This window comes from Streptomyces rhizosphaerihabitans, from assembly GCF_025399795.1.
GTDB lineage: Bacteria > Actinomycetota > Actinomycetes > Streptomycetales > Streptomycetaceae > Streptomyces > Streptomyces rhizosphaerihabitans.
The window spans coordinates 35,468-49,592 of record NZ_JAODTZ010000014.1 but is presented as its reverse complement, the minus strand read 5'-3'; the positions used below and the strand labels follow the sequence as shown (position 1 = coordinate 49,592).

The 14,125-nt window shown below is 70.9% G+C and carries 14 protein-coding genes and 1 pseudogene; 9 read left to right on the top strand and 6 right to left on the bottom strand.

Annotated elements, in window-relative coordinates; all coding sequences use genetic code 11:
* Positions 1 to 58: 58 nt before the first annotated feature.
* From N4G66_RS16350 to N4G66_RS16340, 3 genes are all read left to right on the top strand, one after another.
* The gene (locus tag N4G66_RS16350) at positions 59 to 2,017 is read left to right on the top strand and encodes an amino acid transporter (RefSeq protein WP_261704839.1); all 1,959 of its coding nucleotides are present in this window, start codon (positions 59 to 61) and stop codon (positions 2,015 to 2,017) included.
* A 145-nt stretch (positions 2,018 to 2,162) separates the two neighbouring features.
* The gene (locus N4G66_RS16345; protein ID WP_261704838.1) at positions 2,163 to 2,885 is read left to right on the top strand and encodes a response regulator transcription factor; all 723 of its coding nucleotides are present in this window, start codon (positions 2,163 to 2,165) and stop codon (positions 2,883 to 2,885) included.
* On the top strand, positions 2,886 to 4,346 hold the full coding sequence (locus tag N4G66_RS16340; RefSeq protein ID WP_261704837.1) for a sensor histidine kinase: 1,461 nt from the start codon (positions 2,886 to 2,888) through the stop codon (positions 4,344 to 4,346).
* Positions 4,347 to 4,449: 103 nt separating this feature from the next.
* Here the strand turns inward: N4G66_RS16340 and N4G66_RS16335 are convergent, their stop codons facing one another.
* Together N4G66_RS16335 and N4G66_RS16330 are read right to left on the bottom strand one after the other, a co-directional pair.
* Positions 4,450 to 5,166, bottom strand: coding sequence for an FMN reductase (locus N4G66_RS16335; protein WP_261704836.1), 717 nt, complete (start codon positions 5,164 to 5,166; stop codon positions 4,450 to 4,452).
* Positions 5,163 to 6,254, bottom strand: a complete 1,092-nt coding sequence (locus N4G66_RS16330; RefSeq protein WP_261704835.1) for an LLM class flavin-dependent oxidoreductase — start codon at positions 6,252 to 6,254, stop codon at positions 5,163 to 5,165. Before N4G66_RS16330 ends, N4G66_RS16335 begins: the two co-directional genes overlap by 4 nt.
* A 103-nt stretch (positions 6,255 to 6,357) precedes the next feature.
* Here N4G66_RS16330 and N4G66_RS16325 point away from each other — a divergent pair, with 103 nt between their 5' ends.
* The gene (locus N4G66_RS16325) at positions 6,358 to 7,173 is read left to right on the top strand and encodes a helix-turn-helix domain-containing protein (protein WP_261704834.1); all 816 of its coding nucleotides are present in this window, start codon (positions 6,358 to 6,360) and stop codon (positions 7,171 to 7,173) included.
* Positions 7,174 to 7,193: 20 nt separating this feature from the next.
* Here the strand turns inward: N4G66_RS16325 and N4G66_RS16320 are convergent, their stop codons facing one another.
* Positions 7,194 to 7,940, bottom strand: a complete 747-nt coding sequence (locus N4G66_RS16320) for a DsbA family protein (protein ID WP_261704833.1) — start codon at positions 7,938 to 7,940, stop codon at positions 7,194 to 7,196.
* A 201-nt stretch (positions 7,941 to 8,141) separates the two neighbouring features.
* On the opposite strand from N4G66_RS16320, the gene N4G66_RS16315 reads away from it, so the two are divergent.
* Positions 8,142 to 9,560: an MFS transporter gene (locus tag N4G66_RS16315; RefSeq protein WP_261704832.1), complete on the top strand. Its 1,419-nt coding sequence runs from the start codon at positions 8,142 to 8,144 to the stop codon at positions 9,558 to 9,560.
* 115 nt (positions 9,561 to 9,675) lie between these two features.
* Here N4G66_RS16315 and N4G66_RS16310 read toward each other — a convergent pair whose 3' ends face one another.
* Positions 9,676 to 10,566 (bottom strand): zinc-binding dehydrogenase, encoded by an 891-nt coding sequence (locus N4G66_RS16310; RefSeq protein ID WP_261704831.1) that lies wholly within the window; start codon positions 10,564 to 10,566, stop codon positions 9,676 to 9,678.
* 122 nt (positions 10,567 to 10,688) lie between these two features.
* Between N4G66_RS16310 and N4G66_RS16305 the strand changes: the two genes are divergently transcribed.
* A complete protein-coding gene (locus N4G66_RS16305) occupies positions 10,689 to 11,102 on the top strand; it encodes a winged helix-turn-helix transcriptional regulator (RefSeq protein WP_261704830.1) in 414 nt (137 codons plus the stop codon).
* Here the strand turns inward: N4G66_RS16305 and N4G66_RS16300 are convergent.
* Positions 11,075 to 11,578 (bottom strand): MarR family winged helix-turn-helix transcriptional regulator, encoded by a 504-nt coding sequence (locus N4G66_RS16300; RefSeq protein ID WP_261704829.1) that lies wholly within the window; start codon positions 11,576 to 11,578, stop codon positions 11,075 to 11,077. The two genes, N4G66_RS16305 and N4G66_RS16300, sit on opposite strands and share 28 nt — an antisense overlap.
* A gap of 63 nt (positions 11,579 to 11,641) precedes the next feature.
* On the opposite strand from N4G66_RS16300, the pseudogene N4G66_RS46220 reads away from it, so the two are divergent.
* The 3 genes and pseudogenes from N4G66_RS46220 to N4G66_RS16290 form a co-directional block, all read left to right on the top strand.
* A pseudogene (locus tag N4G66_RS46220) lies at positions 11,642 to 11,725 on the top strand (YnfA family protein); the annotation flags it as partial.
* A 134-nt stretch (positions 11,726 to 11,859) separates the two neighbouring features.
* Positions 11,860 to 12,627, top strand: coding sequence for an SDR family NAD(P)-dependent oxidoreductase (locus N4G66_RS16295; protein ID WP_261704828.1), 768 nt, complete (start codon positions 11,860 to 11,862; stop codon positions 12,625 to 12,627).
* Positions 12,627 to 12,800, top strand: a complete 174-nt coding sequence (locus tag N4G66_RS16290) for a hypothetical protein (RefSeq protein ID WP_261704827.1) — start codon at positions 12,627 to 12,629, stop codon at positions 12,798 to 12,800. Before N4G66_RS16295 ends, N4G66_RS16290 begins: the two co-directional genes overlap by 1 nt.
* Positions 12,801 to 12,907: 107 nt before the next feature.
* On the opposite strand, the gene N4G66_RS16285 is transcribed toward N4G66_RS16290, so the two are convergent.
* Positions 12,908 to 14,101, bottom strand: a complete 1,194-nt coding sequence (locus tag N4G66_RS16285; protein ID WP_261704826.1) for an RtcB family protein — start codon at positions 14,099 to 14,101, stop codon at positions 12,908 to 12,910.
* Positions 14,102 to 14,125: the final 24 nt, after the last annotated feature.

Below are 14,125 nucleotides of genomic sequence, written 5' to 3'. Positions count from 1 at the left end.
ACGCCGTCTCCTCGATGGCCGGAACCGTTCGAAGAGCCGTACGTCAGGAGAGTCACCGATGGCCAGCACCGAGCCCGCCCCGCCGAGCCGATTGCGGGCGTGGATGCTGGAAGGTCTGTCCGACATGGGCAAGACCAAGGGCCGCCGGCTGCCGGGCCCGGCCGCGCCCGCTCCCGTGCACAAGGGGCAGCGCTGGTGGCGCGTCATGTGCCTGACCGGCGTCGACTACTTCTCCACCCTCGGCTACCAGCCGGGCATCGCCGCCCTCGCGGCCGGACTGCTCTCCCCCGTGGCGACCGTCGTGCTCGTCATCGTCACCCTGGCGGGCGCACTGCCCGTCTACCGCCGCGTCGCGGAGGAGAGCCCGCACGGCGAGGGCTCCATCGCGATGCTGGAACGCCTGCTCTCCTTCTGGAAGGGCAAGCTGTTCGTCCTCACCCTGCTGGGCTTCGCCGCCACCGACTTCCTGATCACCATCACCCTCTCGGCGGCCGACGCCTCCACCCACCTGGTGGAGAACCCCCATCTGAACGACGCGCTGCACGACAAGCAGATGGTGATCACCCTGTTCCTGGTGGCCCTGCTGGGCGCGGTCTTCCTCAAGGGCTTCCTGGAGGCGATCGGCGTCGCGGTGGTGCTGGTGGGCATCTACCTCGCGCTCAACGTAGTGGTCGCCGTCTCGGGACTCTGGGAGGTGATCACCCACGAGCACCTCGTCACGGACTGGACCACCGCGCTGACCGCCGAACACGGGAACGTCTTCGCCATGATCGGGGTGTCCCTGCTGGTCTTCCCGAAACTCGCGCTCGGCCTGTCCGGCTTCGAGACCGGTGTGGCGGTCATGCCGCATGTGGAGGGCGACCCGGGCGACACCGAGGAGAAGCCGGCCGGACGGATCCGCGGCGCGAAGAAGCTGCTGACCACCTCCGCCGTGATCATGAGCGTCTTCCTGATCGTGACCAGCTTCATCACCACCGTGCTGATCCCGGAGAAGGAGTTCGAGCCGGGCGGCCAGGCCAACGGCCGCGCGCTCGCCTATCTGGCGCACGAGTACCTGGGCAACGCCTTCGGCACGGTCTACGACGTCTCCACGATCGCCATCCTGTGGTTCGCCGGTGCCTCCGCCATGGCCGGACTGCTCAACCTCATGCCGCGGTATCTCCCGCGCTACGGCATGGCCCCGCACTGGGCCCGCGCCGTCCGCCCCATGGTGATCGTCTTCACCCTGATCGCGTTCCTGGTCACCTGGATCTTCGACGCCGACGTCGACGCGCAGGGCGGCGCGTACGCGACCGGTGTCCTCGTCCTGATCAGCTCCGCCGCCATCGCCGTCACCATCGCCGCCCGCAAGGCCCGCCAGAAACACTGGACCACCGCCTTCGCCGTCATCTCGGTGGTCTTCCTCTACACGACCGTCGTCAACGTCATCGAACGCCCCGACGGTGTGAAGATCGGCGCCTGCTTCATCGCCGGCATCATCCTCGTCTCCCTGCTCTCCCGGCTCGCCCGCGCCTTCGAGCTGCGGGTGACCGGCATGACCATGGACGACATGGCCGAACGCTTCGTACGGGACATCGCGAGCCGGCGGATCCGGTTCATCGCCAACGAGCCCGACAAACGCGATCTCACCGAGTACCGCGAGAAGATCGAGCAGATCCGCGCCGACCACGATCTCCCGCCCCAGGAGGACTTCGTCTTCCTGGAGGTCACCGTGGGCGACCCCTCGGAGTTCGAGTCGCTCATGAACGTACGCGGCGAAGTGCTGCACGGCCGCTACCGCGTCCTCACCCTGGAGTCCGCCTCCATCCCCAACGCCCTCGCCGCCCTGCTGCTGCACGTCCGCGACACCACGGGCCGCATCCCGCACATCTACTTCGAGTGGACCGAGGGCAACCCCTTCACCAACTTCCTGCGCTTCTTCCTCTTCGGCCAGGGCGAGGTCGCCCCCGTCACCCGGGAAGTCCTGCGCGAGGCGGAGCCCGACCGCGAACGACGACCGCGGGTGCACGTCGGCTGACCCGGGCCCGGCACCGGCCGGTGGAGACCCGGGACCTTTCCGGGCACGTCCGACACACCGGAAGGTGGTGAGAGGCCGGTAAGAAGGCCGGCAGCGGACCCGCTCACCAGGTCGCATGCCGCCACCGGCTTGGCAGACTGGCCGGGTGCCCCAGAACGTACTGCTCGCCGAGGACGACCGCGCCATCCGCCATGCCCTGGAAAGGGCACTGACACTGGAGGGCTACAAGGTGACGGCCGTGGCCGACGGGGTGGAAGCGCTGGCCCAGGCCCACCGCACCCCACCGGACGTCCTCGTCCTCGACGTCATGATGCCCGGCATCGACGGCCTCCAGGTGTGCCGCGTGCTGCGCGCCGAGGGCGACCGCACCCCGATCCTGATGCTCACCGCGCTCGTCGAGACCGCCGACCGCATCGCCGGCCTCGACGCGGGCGCCGACGACTACGTGGTCAAGCCGTTCGACGTCGAGGAGGTCTTCGCCCGGCTGCGCGCCCTGCTGCGCCGCACCGGGAACGGCGCCTTCGACGACGTACCGGCGACCGCGCCCCGGGAACCCCAGACGTCCAGCGCGCAGATCTCCGCGGCCGGGCTGCGCATGGACATCCAGGCGCGCCGGGCCTGGCGCGGGCGGCGCGAACTCGAACTGACCCGGACCGAGTTCGAACTCCTCGAACTGCTCGTCCGCAACGCGGGCATCGTCCTCGACCACTCCACCATCTACGACCGGATCTGGGGCTACGACTTCGGCCCCGGCTCCAAGAACCTCGCCGTGTACGTGGGCTATCTGCGGCGCAAGCTGGACGAGCCGGGCGGACCGGCGCTGATCCACACCGTACGGGGCGTGGGGTACGTCCTGAGGGAGGACTGAGTGCGACGACGGCTGCGGCAGGTGTCCTCTCTCCGGGCCACCTTCACCGTCTCCTTCGCGGCCGTCGCCGCCGCCGTCACGGTCCTGGTCGGGTTCCTGAGCTACGACGCCGCCGCCCGGCTGGTCCGGGTCGACCAGCAGACGGTGTTCGCCGAGGTGGTGCAGGACCTGCGCGACCAGGTACGCGAGCACCCGCTGCACCCGAGCGACTTCGCCTCCTCCGACCCCGACCACGACGGCCCCCTCAACAACATCATCCGGCCCAGCCGCACCGACGTTCAGGTGATCGGCCCCAGGGGCGTGATCGTCGACCACGGCGTTCCGCCGCTGCCCGTGGACAGCCACGACCGTGCCGTCGCCGACGACGGCACGGCGGGCAAGCTGGAGGAGAAGAAGGACGTCGACGTCGTCGGCGACCACTACCGGCTGGCGACCGTCTCGCTCGGCAGCGGACGAGGCGCGGTGCAGGTGGCCCAGCAGTTCAGTGACACGGAGGACCTGCTCCGGCAGCTCCAGCAGCGGACCCTGGTACTCGTCGGGGCCGTCGTGATCGCCGCGGGACTGTTCGGCTGGTGGCTGGCCCGGCGCATCACCCGGCGACTGGTGCGGCTCGCCGGGGCCGCCGAGGACGTGGCGCGCACCGGTCGCCTCGGCATCCAGGTGCCGGTCACCGGGTACGACGAGGTGGCCCGGCTCGGCCGGTCCTTCGACCGGATGCTCGGCCGCCTCGCCCAGTCCGAGGAGGACCAGCGCCGCCTGGTCCAGGACGCGGGACACGAACTCCGTACGCCGCTGACCTCCCTGCGCACGAACATCTCCATGCTCCGCCGGATCGACGAACTGCCGCCCGACGCCCGTGAGGAGATCGTCGCCGACCTGGCCCTGGAGTCCCGGGAACTGACCGACCTGGTCAACGAACTGGTCGCCCTCGCGGCCGGCCAGTCGGACACCGAGCCCGTACGGCGACTCGACCTCGCCGAACTCGCCGAGGACGTCGCGATCGTCGCGCGCCGCCGCACCGGCCGGGACGTCACCGTCCGGACCACCGGCGACACCACGGTCGACGGCCGCCCGACCGCCCTTCAGCGCGCGGTGTCCAACCTCGTGGAGAACGCCACCAAGTTCGACCGGGGCGGAACGGCGCCGATCGAGGTCGTGGTGACGGGCCCCGCCCCGCAGTCCGGCGGCGGGCATTCCGGTGACTCCGGCGTCGCCGCGAGCTCGGGCGGCCATCGCGGGCCGGTCCGCGTCGAGGTGCTCGACCGCGGCCCCGGCATCGGCGACGACGACCTGGTACGCGTCTTCGACCGCTTCTACCGCGCGGCCGACGCCCGCAGCCTCCCCGGCTCGGGCCTCGGCCTTTCGATCGTCCGCGAGGTCTCCACAGCCCACGGAGGCACCCCGTTCGCCTACCCGAGGAAGGGCGGCGGCACGGTGACCGGCTTCACGGTGGAGAGCTAGGCCGCCAGAATCCAGCCCCTCCGGCGTTTGAGGAGCGGGGTCTGGGGCGGAGCCCCAGGTACGGGAAGGGCAGGGGCGGCGGGGCTAAAACCCGCTACGCCCGCTACACCCTCAGCGCCGCCAGCTGCTCCTCGAACGGGACCACGTGGAAACCGTCCGCCCGCCGAGCCACAGGTTGGACGGGAACAGCCGTCTCGGACACGCCCTGAGCAGGGACAGCCGCCTCAGGTGCCGCCTGGGCCGGAGCCGAGGTCGCGGCCGGGGCCTGGGCCGAGGCCGGGAAGTCGGACAGCGAGGGACCGGAGAGGGCGGCCATCAGGGACGCCAACTCCCCCGCCGCCCGCTCGACCCGGTCGGCAAGCCCCTCCGCCCCCCAGTCCTCCGACGCCGCGTACACCCCGGTCGGCACGACCACCGCCCGCAGATACGCGAACAGCGGCCGCAGCGCGTGTTCGAGGACGAGCGAGTGCCGCCCGGTCCCCCCGGTCGCCGCGATCAGCACGGGCTTGCCCGCCAGGGCGTCCTTGTCGAGCACGTCGAAGAAGGACTTGAACAGGCCGCTGTACGACGCGGAGAACACCGGCGTGACGACGATCAGTCCGTCCGCCGAGGTCACGTCGTCGATGGCGGCGGACAGCGCCCGCCCGGGGAAGCCGTTGGTGAAGTTGTGGGCGATCTCGACGGCGAGGTCACGCAGTTCGACGACCCGCAGGTCCACCGTGCCGGGTGCCCGGCCGGCGGTCGCGGCCGCCAGCCGGTCGGCCAGCAGCCGCGTGGACGACGGAACGCTCAGTCCCGCCGAGACGACGACGAGCTTCATACCGCGGTCACCTCTTCCTTGGCGGCGGCCACCCGGGCCGCGTGGGTCGGCGCGTCCGGCACGTCGGCCGGCCGGTTCTTGGCGAACTCCTCGCGCAGCACCGGCACGACCTGCTCGCCGAGGAGGTCGAGCTGCTCCAGGACGGTCTTGAGCGGCAGCCCGGCGTGGTCCATCAGGAACAGCTGGCGCTGGTAGTCACCGGCGTACTCGCGGAACGCCAGCGTCTTCTCGATGACCTGCTGCGGCGAGCCGACGGTCAGCGGTGTCTGCTCGGTGAAGTCCTCCAGCGACGGCCCGTGTCCGTAGACCGGCGCGTTGTCGAAGTACGGCCGGAACTCCCGTACGGCGTCCTGCGAGTTGGGCCGCATGAAGACCTGGCCGCCGAGGCCGACGATCGCCTGCTCGGCCGTGCCGTGCCCGTAGTGCGCGTACCGCTCGCGGTAGAGCTCGACCATCTTCTTGGTGTGGTCGGCGGGCCAGAAGATGTTGTTGTGGAAGAAGCCGTCGCCGTAGTACGCGGCCTGCTCGGCGATCTCCGGCGAGCGGATGGAGCCGTGCCAGACGAACGGCGCGACACCGTCCAGCGGGCGCGGCGTCGCCGTGAAGGACTGGAGCGGCGTACGGAACTTGCCCTCCCAGGTCACCACGTCCTCGCGCCACAGGCGGTGCAGCAGCGCGTAGTTCTCGACGGCGAGGTTGATGCCCTGCCGGATGTCCTGCCCGAACCAGGGATAGACGGGCCCGGTGTTGCCGCGGCCCATCATCAGGTCGACCCGGCCGTCCGCGAGATGCTGGAGCATCGCGAAGTCCTCGGCGATCTTCACCGGGTCGTTGGTGGTGATCAGGGTCGTGGACGTGGACAGGACGAGCTTCTCGGTGCGCGCCGCGATGTAGCCGAGCATGGTGGTCGGGGACGACGGCACGAACGGCGGGTTGTGGTGCTCGCCGGTCGCGAAGACGTCGAGGCCGACCTCCTCGGCCTTCAGCGCGATGGCGACCATGGCCTTGATGCGCTCGTGCTCGCTCGGCTCCCGGCCCGTGGTCGGATCCGGAGTCACATCTCCGACGCTGAAGATCCCGAACTGCATGGTCGCTCACCCTCCATGTTGTTGACTGTTCAACTACACCTTCGAACCACCACCTCGCCCCAGGTATTCCGCGACTGTCAGTGCCCCGTCCTACGATCCCCACATGGCCGCCCCACGCCGCGACACCCGCGGCATCGTCGACGCCGCGGAGCTCTTCACGCGCGTCCGCTTCCGCCGCCACGAGCCCGCCGAACCATTGCGCCCCTACCTGGAGCACTACTGGCTGATCGACTGGGACCTCACCCAGCCGTACGCCTCGCACGTGGTCCCCCACCCGTCGGTCAACATCGTCTTCCAGCGGTACGCGGGACAGGAGCCCTTCGGCGAGGTCGCCGGCGTCGGACTGGACCTGTTCACCCAGAAACTGGAGGGCCGGGGCAGGGTGTGCGGGATCCAGTTCCGCCCCGGCGGCTTCCGCCCCTTCGCGCCGGACCGTCCCCTGTCGTCCCTCACCGGGCAGCGCCTCCGCCTCCCGGAGGTCTTCCCGGACTCCGCGGGCGCCGTCGCGGTCGTCCTCGACCCGGACGACGAGCGGGCCCGGGTGGCCGCCCTGGACGACTTCCTCCTGAGCCTCGACCCGCGACCGGACCCGCAGGCCACCCTCGCGACGGCCCTGGTCGACCTCATCCGCACCGACCGCACGATCCGCCACGTCGGCGAGTTCGCCGAGGCGCGGGGCATGACGGTCCGCGCCCTGCAACGCCTCTTCTCGGCGTACGTCGGAGTCGGCCCGAAGTGGATCATCCTGCGGTACCGCATCCACGAGGCCCTGGAACGCGCCGAGACCTCCGAGCCGGTGAACTGGGCCGCCCTCGCCGCCGACCTCGGCTACGCCGACCAGGCCCACCTGGTCCGGGACTTCACCGCGACGGTCGGAGTCCCGCCGACGGCCTACGCGAGCAGCCACCAGCCTTCCTGACCGCCCCGGACCCCTCCGGGCTACGACGCGGGCTGCGCCGCGGCGGTCAACGCGCCCATCCGGACCACCATCGGCAGCGTGGACGCGTCGAACAACCCGCCCCTCAACCTGTCGTCCAGAAGCCTGCCGTTCACCGCCGCCGAGGGGGTTCCGGGCACCTCGTCCGCCTCGTAGGCCTGCTCCGAGGCGGTCACGAAGTCGCGGTACTTCACGGTCCTGACGGCCGCGTCGAATTCCTTGTCGCGCAGCCCGTCGACCTGGGAGGCCATCCGCAGCAGGAACGCGTCCGTGTAGCCGTCGACGACCTCCTCGGGCTGATGCGCGAAGAGCACGTCGTGGTACTCGACGAACTTGCCGCGCTCCAGGGCTGCGCGCAGCGCGTTGGCCGCACGCTCGGAACCCCTGCCGCCGAGCCGGTCGTCCAGGAACGACGCGAGCGTGTACTCGGTCCGGACCTCGCCGGACAGGGTCATGTCCCGCAGCGCCCCGCCGCCCCCGTCCTCCTCGAAGTCCTCGCACACGGGACAGCGCATGTCCTCGTAGAGATGGACGACGGTGCCCGCGCTCGCCGCACCCACGACGACGGTCGTGCCGTCTTCGGCGAGCCGTTCCGGCAGTTCCTCGGAACTCTTGAAGGACGTGGTGATCACGTCCTCCCGGGCTCCGGAGTCAGCATCCGCCACCCCGCCGCATCCCGCCACCAGCGCACCGGCCAGCACCGTCCCCACCATCAGCGCCGCCGTACGGCGGGTTCCGCCACTCACCATGGATCTCTTCCCTCCCCTGAGCTGGGGAGACCTTACGTGATCGACAGGGAAGCGCCCTCCCGCACCCGGCACCCGGCACCCGGCACCCGGCACCCGGCACCCGGGAGACCCTCGCCCGCGAGGGTGACGTCCACCGTCCGCGTCGCTGCCGGCCGGAAAGTGACTTGACCGCGCCGCACCCCATGCCCGACATTTATCTGCGTGACACAGACACTGCATGACACACATGAACCGTCGCACCCTCCCGCCCGCACCCGCTGGGCGATCCTCGGCGTCGTCCTCGCCGCCGACGTCCTGGACCTCCTCGACGGCACCATCACGAACATCGCCGCCCCGACCATCACCCACGACCTCGGCGGCGGCACCGCCCTCGTCCAGTGGCTCGGCGCGTCCTACGCCCTCGCGCTCGGCGTCCTGCTCGTCCTCGGCGGACGGCTCGGCGACAAGTACGGCCGCCGCCGACTGTTCCTGACCGGCCTCGCCGGCTTCACCGTCGCCTCGGCCGCCTGCGGCCTCGCGCCCACGCCGGGAACCCTCGTCGCCGCCCGCCTCGTCCAGGGCGCCTTCGGCGCGCTCGTCATCCCGCAGGGCTTCGGCATCCTCGGCGCGACCTGGCCCCGGGATCAGATCGGCAAGGCGTACAGCCTGTTCGGACCGGTGATGGGCCTGTCCGCCGTCGGCGGCCCGATCCTCGCCGGACTCCTCATCGACGCCGACCTCGGCGGCCTCGGCTGGCGCCCGATGTTCCTCATCAACCTCGCCCTCGGCGGCGCCGCGCTCCTCGCCGCCGCCCGGCTGCTCCCCCGTGACACCGGCGACCGGACGACCACCGTCGACATCGCCGGTTCCGCCCTCCTCGGCGCCACCATGCTCGCCCTGCTCACCGGCCTCATCGAGGGATCGGCCCACGGCTGGAGCGCGCTCCCCGTCCTCCTCCTGCTCGCCGGCCTCGCGCTCTTCGCGGCGTTCTGCCACCGCCAGCGCACCGCACCCGACCCTTTGATCCGGCCCTCCCTCCTGCACAACCGCGGCTTCACCTCCGGGCTGATCATCGGCATCGTCTTCTTCGCCGCGGTCGCCGGCCTCCTCTACGTCGTCTCCCTCTTCCTCCAGCAGGGCCTCGGCCGCTCCCCCGCGGCTGCCGCGCTCGCCCTGATGCCCCTGTCGGCGGGCATCGTCATCGCCTCGATCGCCTGCTACCGCCTGATCGCCCGCCTGGGCCGCCGCCTCGTCCTCATCGGCTTCCTCGTCACGCTCGCCGGAACGGCCCATCTCCTCACCCTGGTCGCCGTCCTGGGCACGGACACCGGAAGCTGGGCCCTGGTCCCCCCGCTGCTCGTCATCGGCCTCGGCATGGGCGCCTGCTTCGGCTCGCTCTACGACGTCACCATCGGCGACATCGCGCCCTCGGAGGCCGGCAGCGCGGGCGGCTCACTCGGCGCGGTCCAGCAGCTCGCCAACGCGATCGGGGCCGCCGCCGTCACCACCGTCTACTTCCACACCGGCGGCGGAGAGACCCACGCCACCACCGTGAGCCTCGCCGTCGTGGCCGCCATCACCCTCCTGTGCTGCCCCCTCGTACTCCTGCTGCCGCTCAAGGCACCGGAAGGGCACCACTAGGACACTGGGGCCACTGGGGCCACTGGGGCCACTGGCACTGTTGGGGCCACCGGCACTGTTGGGGCCACTGAATTGCCGGGGCCACCGGGACCACGTCACCGGGTCGCTCGGACCGCTAGGGAACGAGCACCAGCCGGCCCCGCAGCCCGCCCTGCGCAAGCCGCGCGTGCGCCTTGACGGCCTCGTCGAGCGCGTACGTCTCGGCGACCCGGGTCGTCAGCACGCCCGCGTCGACGAGCGCCACCAGCTCCGCGAGCCGCGCCCCGTCGGCGGCCACCTCCACGGCACCGGTCCGCACCCCGCGCACGGACGCCGGCTGGGCTCCCGGGATGACCCCCATGAAGGCGCCCCCGTCCCGCACCCACTCCAGCGCGTCCGCGCCGAGGACCGCCGCGTCCAGCACCGCGTCCACGCTCCCCGGAGCCACCCCGTCCGACACGAACCGGTCCGCGCCCAGGGACCGTACGAGCTCCTCGTCGCCCTCCCGGGCCAGCGCGGTCACGCTCACCCCGAGCCGGGCGGCGAGCTGCACGGCGTACCCGCCGACCGCCCCCGCGGCCCCCGTGACCAGCAGACTCCGCCCCGGCTCCAGGCCCAGCCCGTCCAGGGCCTGGGCGGCTGCCAGGGCGTTCAGCGGCAGACTCGCCGCATGCACCGCGTCGACCGAGCGGGGCGCCGCGGCCACCGCGTCGGCATCGACCACCACATGATCGGCGTGCGTACCGAGAGACTTGACCGGCCCGTACGCCAGCGCCACCACCTCGTCGCCCGCACTCCACCCGGAAGCGGACCCGGCCGCGTCCACGACCCCGGCGACATCCCACCCGAGCCCCAGCCGCTTCCCCTCACCCCCGAAGACACCCGCACGCACCCCGGCGTCCACGGGATTGACCCCCGCCGCCGCCACCTTGATCCGCACCTGCCGGGCCCCCGGCTCCGGCACGGCGACCTCGACGATCTCGACGGCTTCCGGACCGCCGAACGACGTCACAACCGCTGCACGCATCCCAGCTCACCCCATCAGTAGGTCGTTCACGGGTCTCTTTCCCGCTGCAACAACCCTAGGAAGAGTTACTATCCATTGGTAAGTAGGCACCTGAAGGTGCGTACGTCACCCGGAGGTGCGTCATGGCGACCACGACGGCGGCCGAGCGGCGCCAGCAGGCCCGTGTCGAGTACGACGCGTTCCTCAAGAGCTGCCCCACCAACCAGCTCCTGGACCGCATCAGCGACAAATGGGTCAGCCTGATCGTGAGCGCGCTCGCCGACGCCGACGGGCCGATGCGCTACAGCGGCCTCGGCCGCAGGATCGCCGGGGTCAGCCCCAAGATGCTGACGCAGACCCTGCGTTCACTGGAGCGCGACGGCATCGTCTCCCGCACGGTCACTCCGTCCGTGCCGGTCCGCGTCGACTACGAACTCACGCCGCTGGGCGCGAACCTGAGCTGCCTGCTCACCGCCGTCAAGGACTGGGCGGAGCACCACATCGAGGAGGTCGTCGAAGCCCGCGAACGCTACGACGCCTCGTCCGAGGCCTCCTGAAGGTCCCCGGACCGCAGCCGCGCGACCTGCTCGGCACTGAAGTCGACCGTGCGCCGCATGTGCCCGATGATCAGCGCGACCTCGGCGTCGTCGAGCCCGTCGAACAGGGCGTACCAACCGCCGCCCAGCCGCTCCCACATACGCCCGAACTCGGCGATCTTCTCCGGCACGGTCGCCACCAGCACCCGCCGCCGGTCGACCACATCGCGCTCCCGCACGACATAGCCCGCCTTCTCCAGCCGGTCCACCAGCCGCGTGGCCGACCCGGTCGTCAGCCCCGTCATCTCGGCGATCCGCCCGGTGGTCACCGGCCCCGCCTCCAGGCTGAGCAGATTCACACACTGCACATCCGTCGGATGCAGCCCGACATGATCGGCGAGGGCCTGGTTGAACAGCGCGTACGAGGCCATGTACCGCCGCGACACGACCGCCAGCTCCCCCAGCAGCCGCTCCCGCGCTTCCCCAGCCGTGGCCATACGGCCCCCTTCCACCAGCCCAGCCAAATCGTACGCCGCACCGCCCCCGCCCCTGGAAACCACGGCTACCGTCCCGACCGCCGGGACATCACCGGCGCCCTGATCCGCCTGGCCGGAGCAGCCGTGATCATGTACGCCCCCCGAGGCGGCAGCCGACCCACCACCGGAGGCCCTGCCACCTCCCCGTCACCGCCCGCCGTCCCGGCCGCCCGGTCCACCTATCCTTGCCGAAGACATCGCAGACACCCCGGACACCCCAGGCACCGCCAAGGAGCAGCCGTATGACCCCCGCCGCCGCGTCCCGTATCGCCGTCATCACCGGTGCAAGCAGCGGAATCGGCGCCGCGACGGCCCGGCAGCTCGCGGCCGAGGGCTACCGCGTCGTCCTCACCGCCCGCCGCAAGGACCGCATCGAGGCGCTGGCGGAGGAGATCTCCGCGGCGGGCGGCCAGGCGACCGCGTACGCCCTGGACGTCACCGACCGCACCGCGGTCGACGAGTTCGCGACGGCGTTCAAGACCATCGGCGTGCTGGTCAACAACGCGGGCGGCGCACTCGGCGCCGACCCGATCGCGACCGCCGACCCGGCCCAGTGGCGCCAGATGTACGAGACGAACGTCATCGGCACCCTGAACGTCACCCAGGCCCTCCTCCCGGCGCTGACGGCCGGCGGCGACGGCACCATCGTCGTCCTCTCCTCCACGGCAGGCCACGGCACCTACGAGGGCGGCGGCGGCTACGTGGCCGCCAAGCACGCCGAGCACGTCCTCGCGGAGACGCTGCGCCTGGAGATCGTCGGCACGCCGGTCCGGGTCATCGAGGTCGCCCCGGGCATGGTCAAGACGGACGAGTTCGCCCTGACCCGCTTCGGCGGCGACGCCGAGAAGGCCGCCAAGGTCTACGCGGGCGTCGCCCAGCCCCTGACCGCCGACGACGTCGCCGAGACCATCACCTGGGCCGTCACCCGCCCCAGCCACGTGAACATCGACCTCCTCGTCGTCCGCCCCCGCGCCCAGGCGTCGAACACGAAGGTCCACAGGGAGCTGTGATGCCCTATCCGGTGTCACCTCCGGAGCAGCCGACACCCCCGGACGGCGAACAGGCCCGCCTCGCCCTGGAGAAGAAGCGCGAACGCTACGTCTGGTACTACCTCGCGTACTTCCTCTTCGGCATCCACATCGTGGCCTTCGTCATGATCTACGCAGTCCTGCACGCGAAGTGACCGCTCAGGGCGGCGGGCGGTTTCGGGACCGCTCGTGAGCACCCGTGCGAAAGGGTCCGAGCCGTCAACGACTCGGACCCTTCAGGCAGTTCAGCCCCTTGCGCGCATCAGCCCTTCACACAGACGACCTGCTTCAGCTTCGCCACGACCTCCACGAGGTCGCGCTGCTGCTCGATGACCTGCTCGATCGGCTTGTAGGCGCCCGGGATCTCGTCCACTACGCCGGAGTCCTTGCGGCACTCCACGCCCTGCGTCTGGTCCTCCAGGTCCTTCGTCGAGAAGCGTCGCTTCGCCGCGTTGCGGCTCATGCGCCGACCCGCGCCGTGCGAGGCCGAGTTGAAGGACTTCTCGTTGCCGAGGCCCTTCACGATGTACGACCCCGTCCCCATCGAGCCCGGAATGATGCCGAACTCTCCGGACCGCGCGCTGATGGCCCCCTTGCGCGTGACGAGCAGGTCCATGCCGTCGTAGCGCTCGATGTTGACGTAGTTGTGGTGGCAGCTGACCTCCGGCTCGAAGGTCGGCTTCGCCTTCTTGAACTCCTTGCGGACTACATCCTTCAGCAGCGCCATCATGAGCGTGCGGTTGTGCTTCGCGTACTCCTGGGCCCAGAACAGGTCGTTGCGGTACGCCGCCATCTGGGGTGTGTCCGCGACGAAGACGGCGAGGTCACGGTCGACCAGGCCCTGGTTGTGCGGGAGTTTCTGGGCGACACCGATGTGGTGCTCGGCCAGCTCCTTGCCGATGTTCCGCGACCCGGAGTGCAGCATCAGCCAGATGGAACCGGACGTATCCGTGCAAACCTCAACAAAGTGGTTGCCCCCGCCTAGCGTTCCCATCTGCTTGACGGCTCGGTCCTGACGAAACTTGACCGCCTCGGCCACCCCGTCGAACCGCCCCCAGAAGTCGTCCCACCCCGCCGTAGCCAGACCGTGGAAGCCGTCCGGGGTGACCGGGGAGTCATGCATCCCGCGCCCCACCGGAATCGCCTCCTCGATCTTCGAGCGGAGCCGCGAGAGGTCGCCCGGCAGGTCGTTGGCGGTGAGCGAGGTGCGGACCGCGGACATTCCGCAGCCGATGTCGACACCCACCGCCGCCGGGCACACCGCGTCCCGCATCGCGATGACGGAGCCGACCGTCGCGCCCTTGCCGTAGTGAACGTCCGGCATGACGGCGAGCCCCTTGATCCAGGGCAGCGTCGCCACGTTCTGGAGCTGGCGGAGTGCGACGTCCTCGACCGAGGCCGGGTCGGCCCACATGCGGATGGGAACCTTCGCCCCCGGTACCTCTACGTACGACATATCGTCCTCGATCCCCAGAAAAAC

Coding starts and splice junctions, on each gene's coding strand:
- N4G66_RS16350 (WP_261704839.1), top strand. CDS start 59: ATGGCCAGCACCGAGCCCGCCCCGCCGAGCCGATTGCGGGCGTGGATG.
- N4G66_RS16335 (WP_261704836.1), bottom strand. CDS start 5,166: ATGAAGCTCGTCGTCGTCTCGGCGGGACTGAGCGTTCCGTCGTCCACG.
- N4G66_RS16330 (WP_261704835.1), bottom strand. CDS start 6,254: ATGCAGTTCGGGATCTTCAGCGTCGGAGATGTGACTCCGGATCCGACC.
- N4G66_RS16325 (WP_261704834.1), top strand. CDS start 6,358: ATGGCCGCCCCACGCCGCGACACCCGCGGCATCGTCGACGCCGCGGAG.
- N4G66_RS16320 (WP_261704833.1), bottom strand. CDS start 7,940: ATGGTGAGTGGCGGAACCCGCCGTACGGCGGCGCTGATGGTGGGGACG.
- N4G66_RS16310 (WP_261704831.1), bottom strand. CDS start 10,566: ATGCGTGCAGCGGTTGTGACGTCGTTCGGCGGTCCGGAAGCCGTCGAG.
- N4G66_RS16305 (WP_261704830.1), top strand. CDS start 10,689: ATGGCGACCACGACGGCGGCCGAGCGGCGCCAGCAGGCCCGTGTCGAG.
- N4G66_RS16300 (WP_261704829.1), bottom strand. CDS start 11,578: ATGGCCACGGCTGGGGAAGCGCGGGAGCGGCTGCTGGGGGAGCTGGCG.
- N4G66_RS16295 (WP_261704828.1), top strand. CDS start 11,860: ATGACCCCCGCCGCCGCGTCCCGTATCGCCGTCATCACCGGTGCAAGC.
- N4G66_RS16290 (WP_261704827.1), top strand. CDS start 12,627: ATGCCCTATCCGGTGTCACCTCCGGAGCAGCCGACACCCCCGGACGGC.
- N4G66_RS16285 (WP_261704826.1), bottom strand. CDS start 14,101: ATGTCGTACGTAGAGGTACCGGGGGCGAAGGTTCCCATCCGCATGTGG.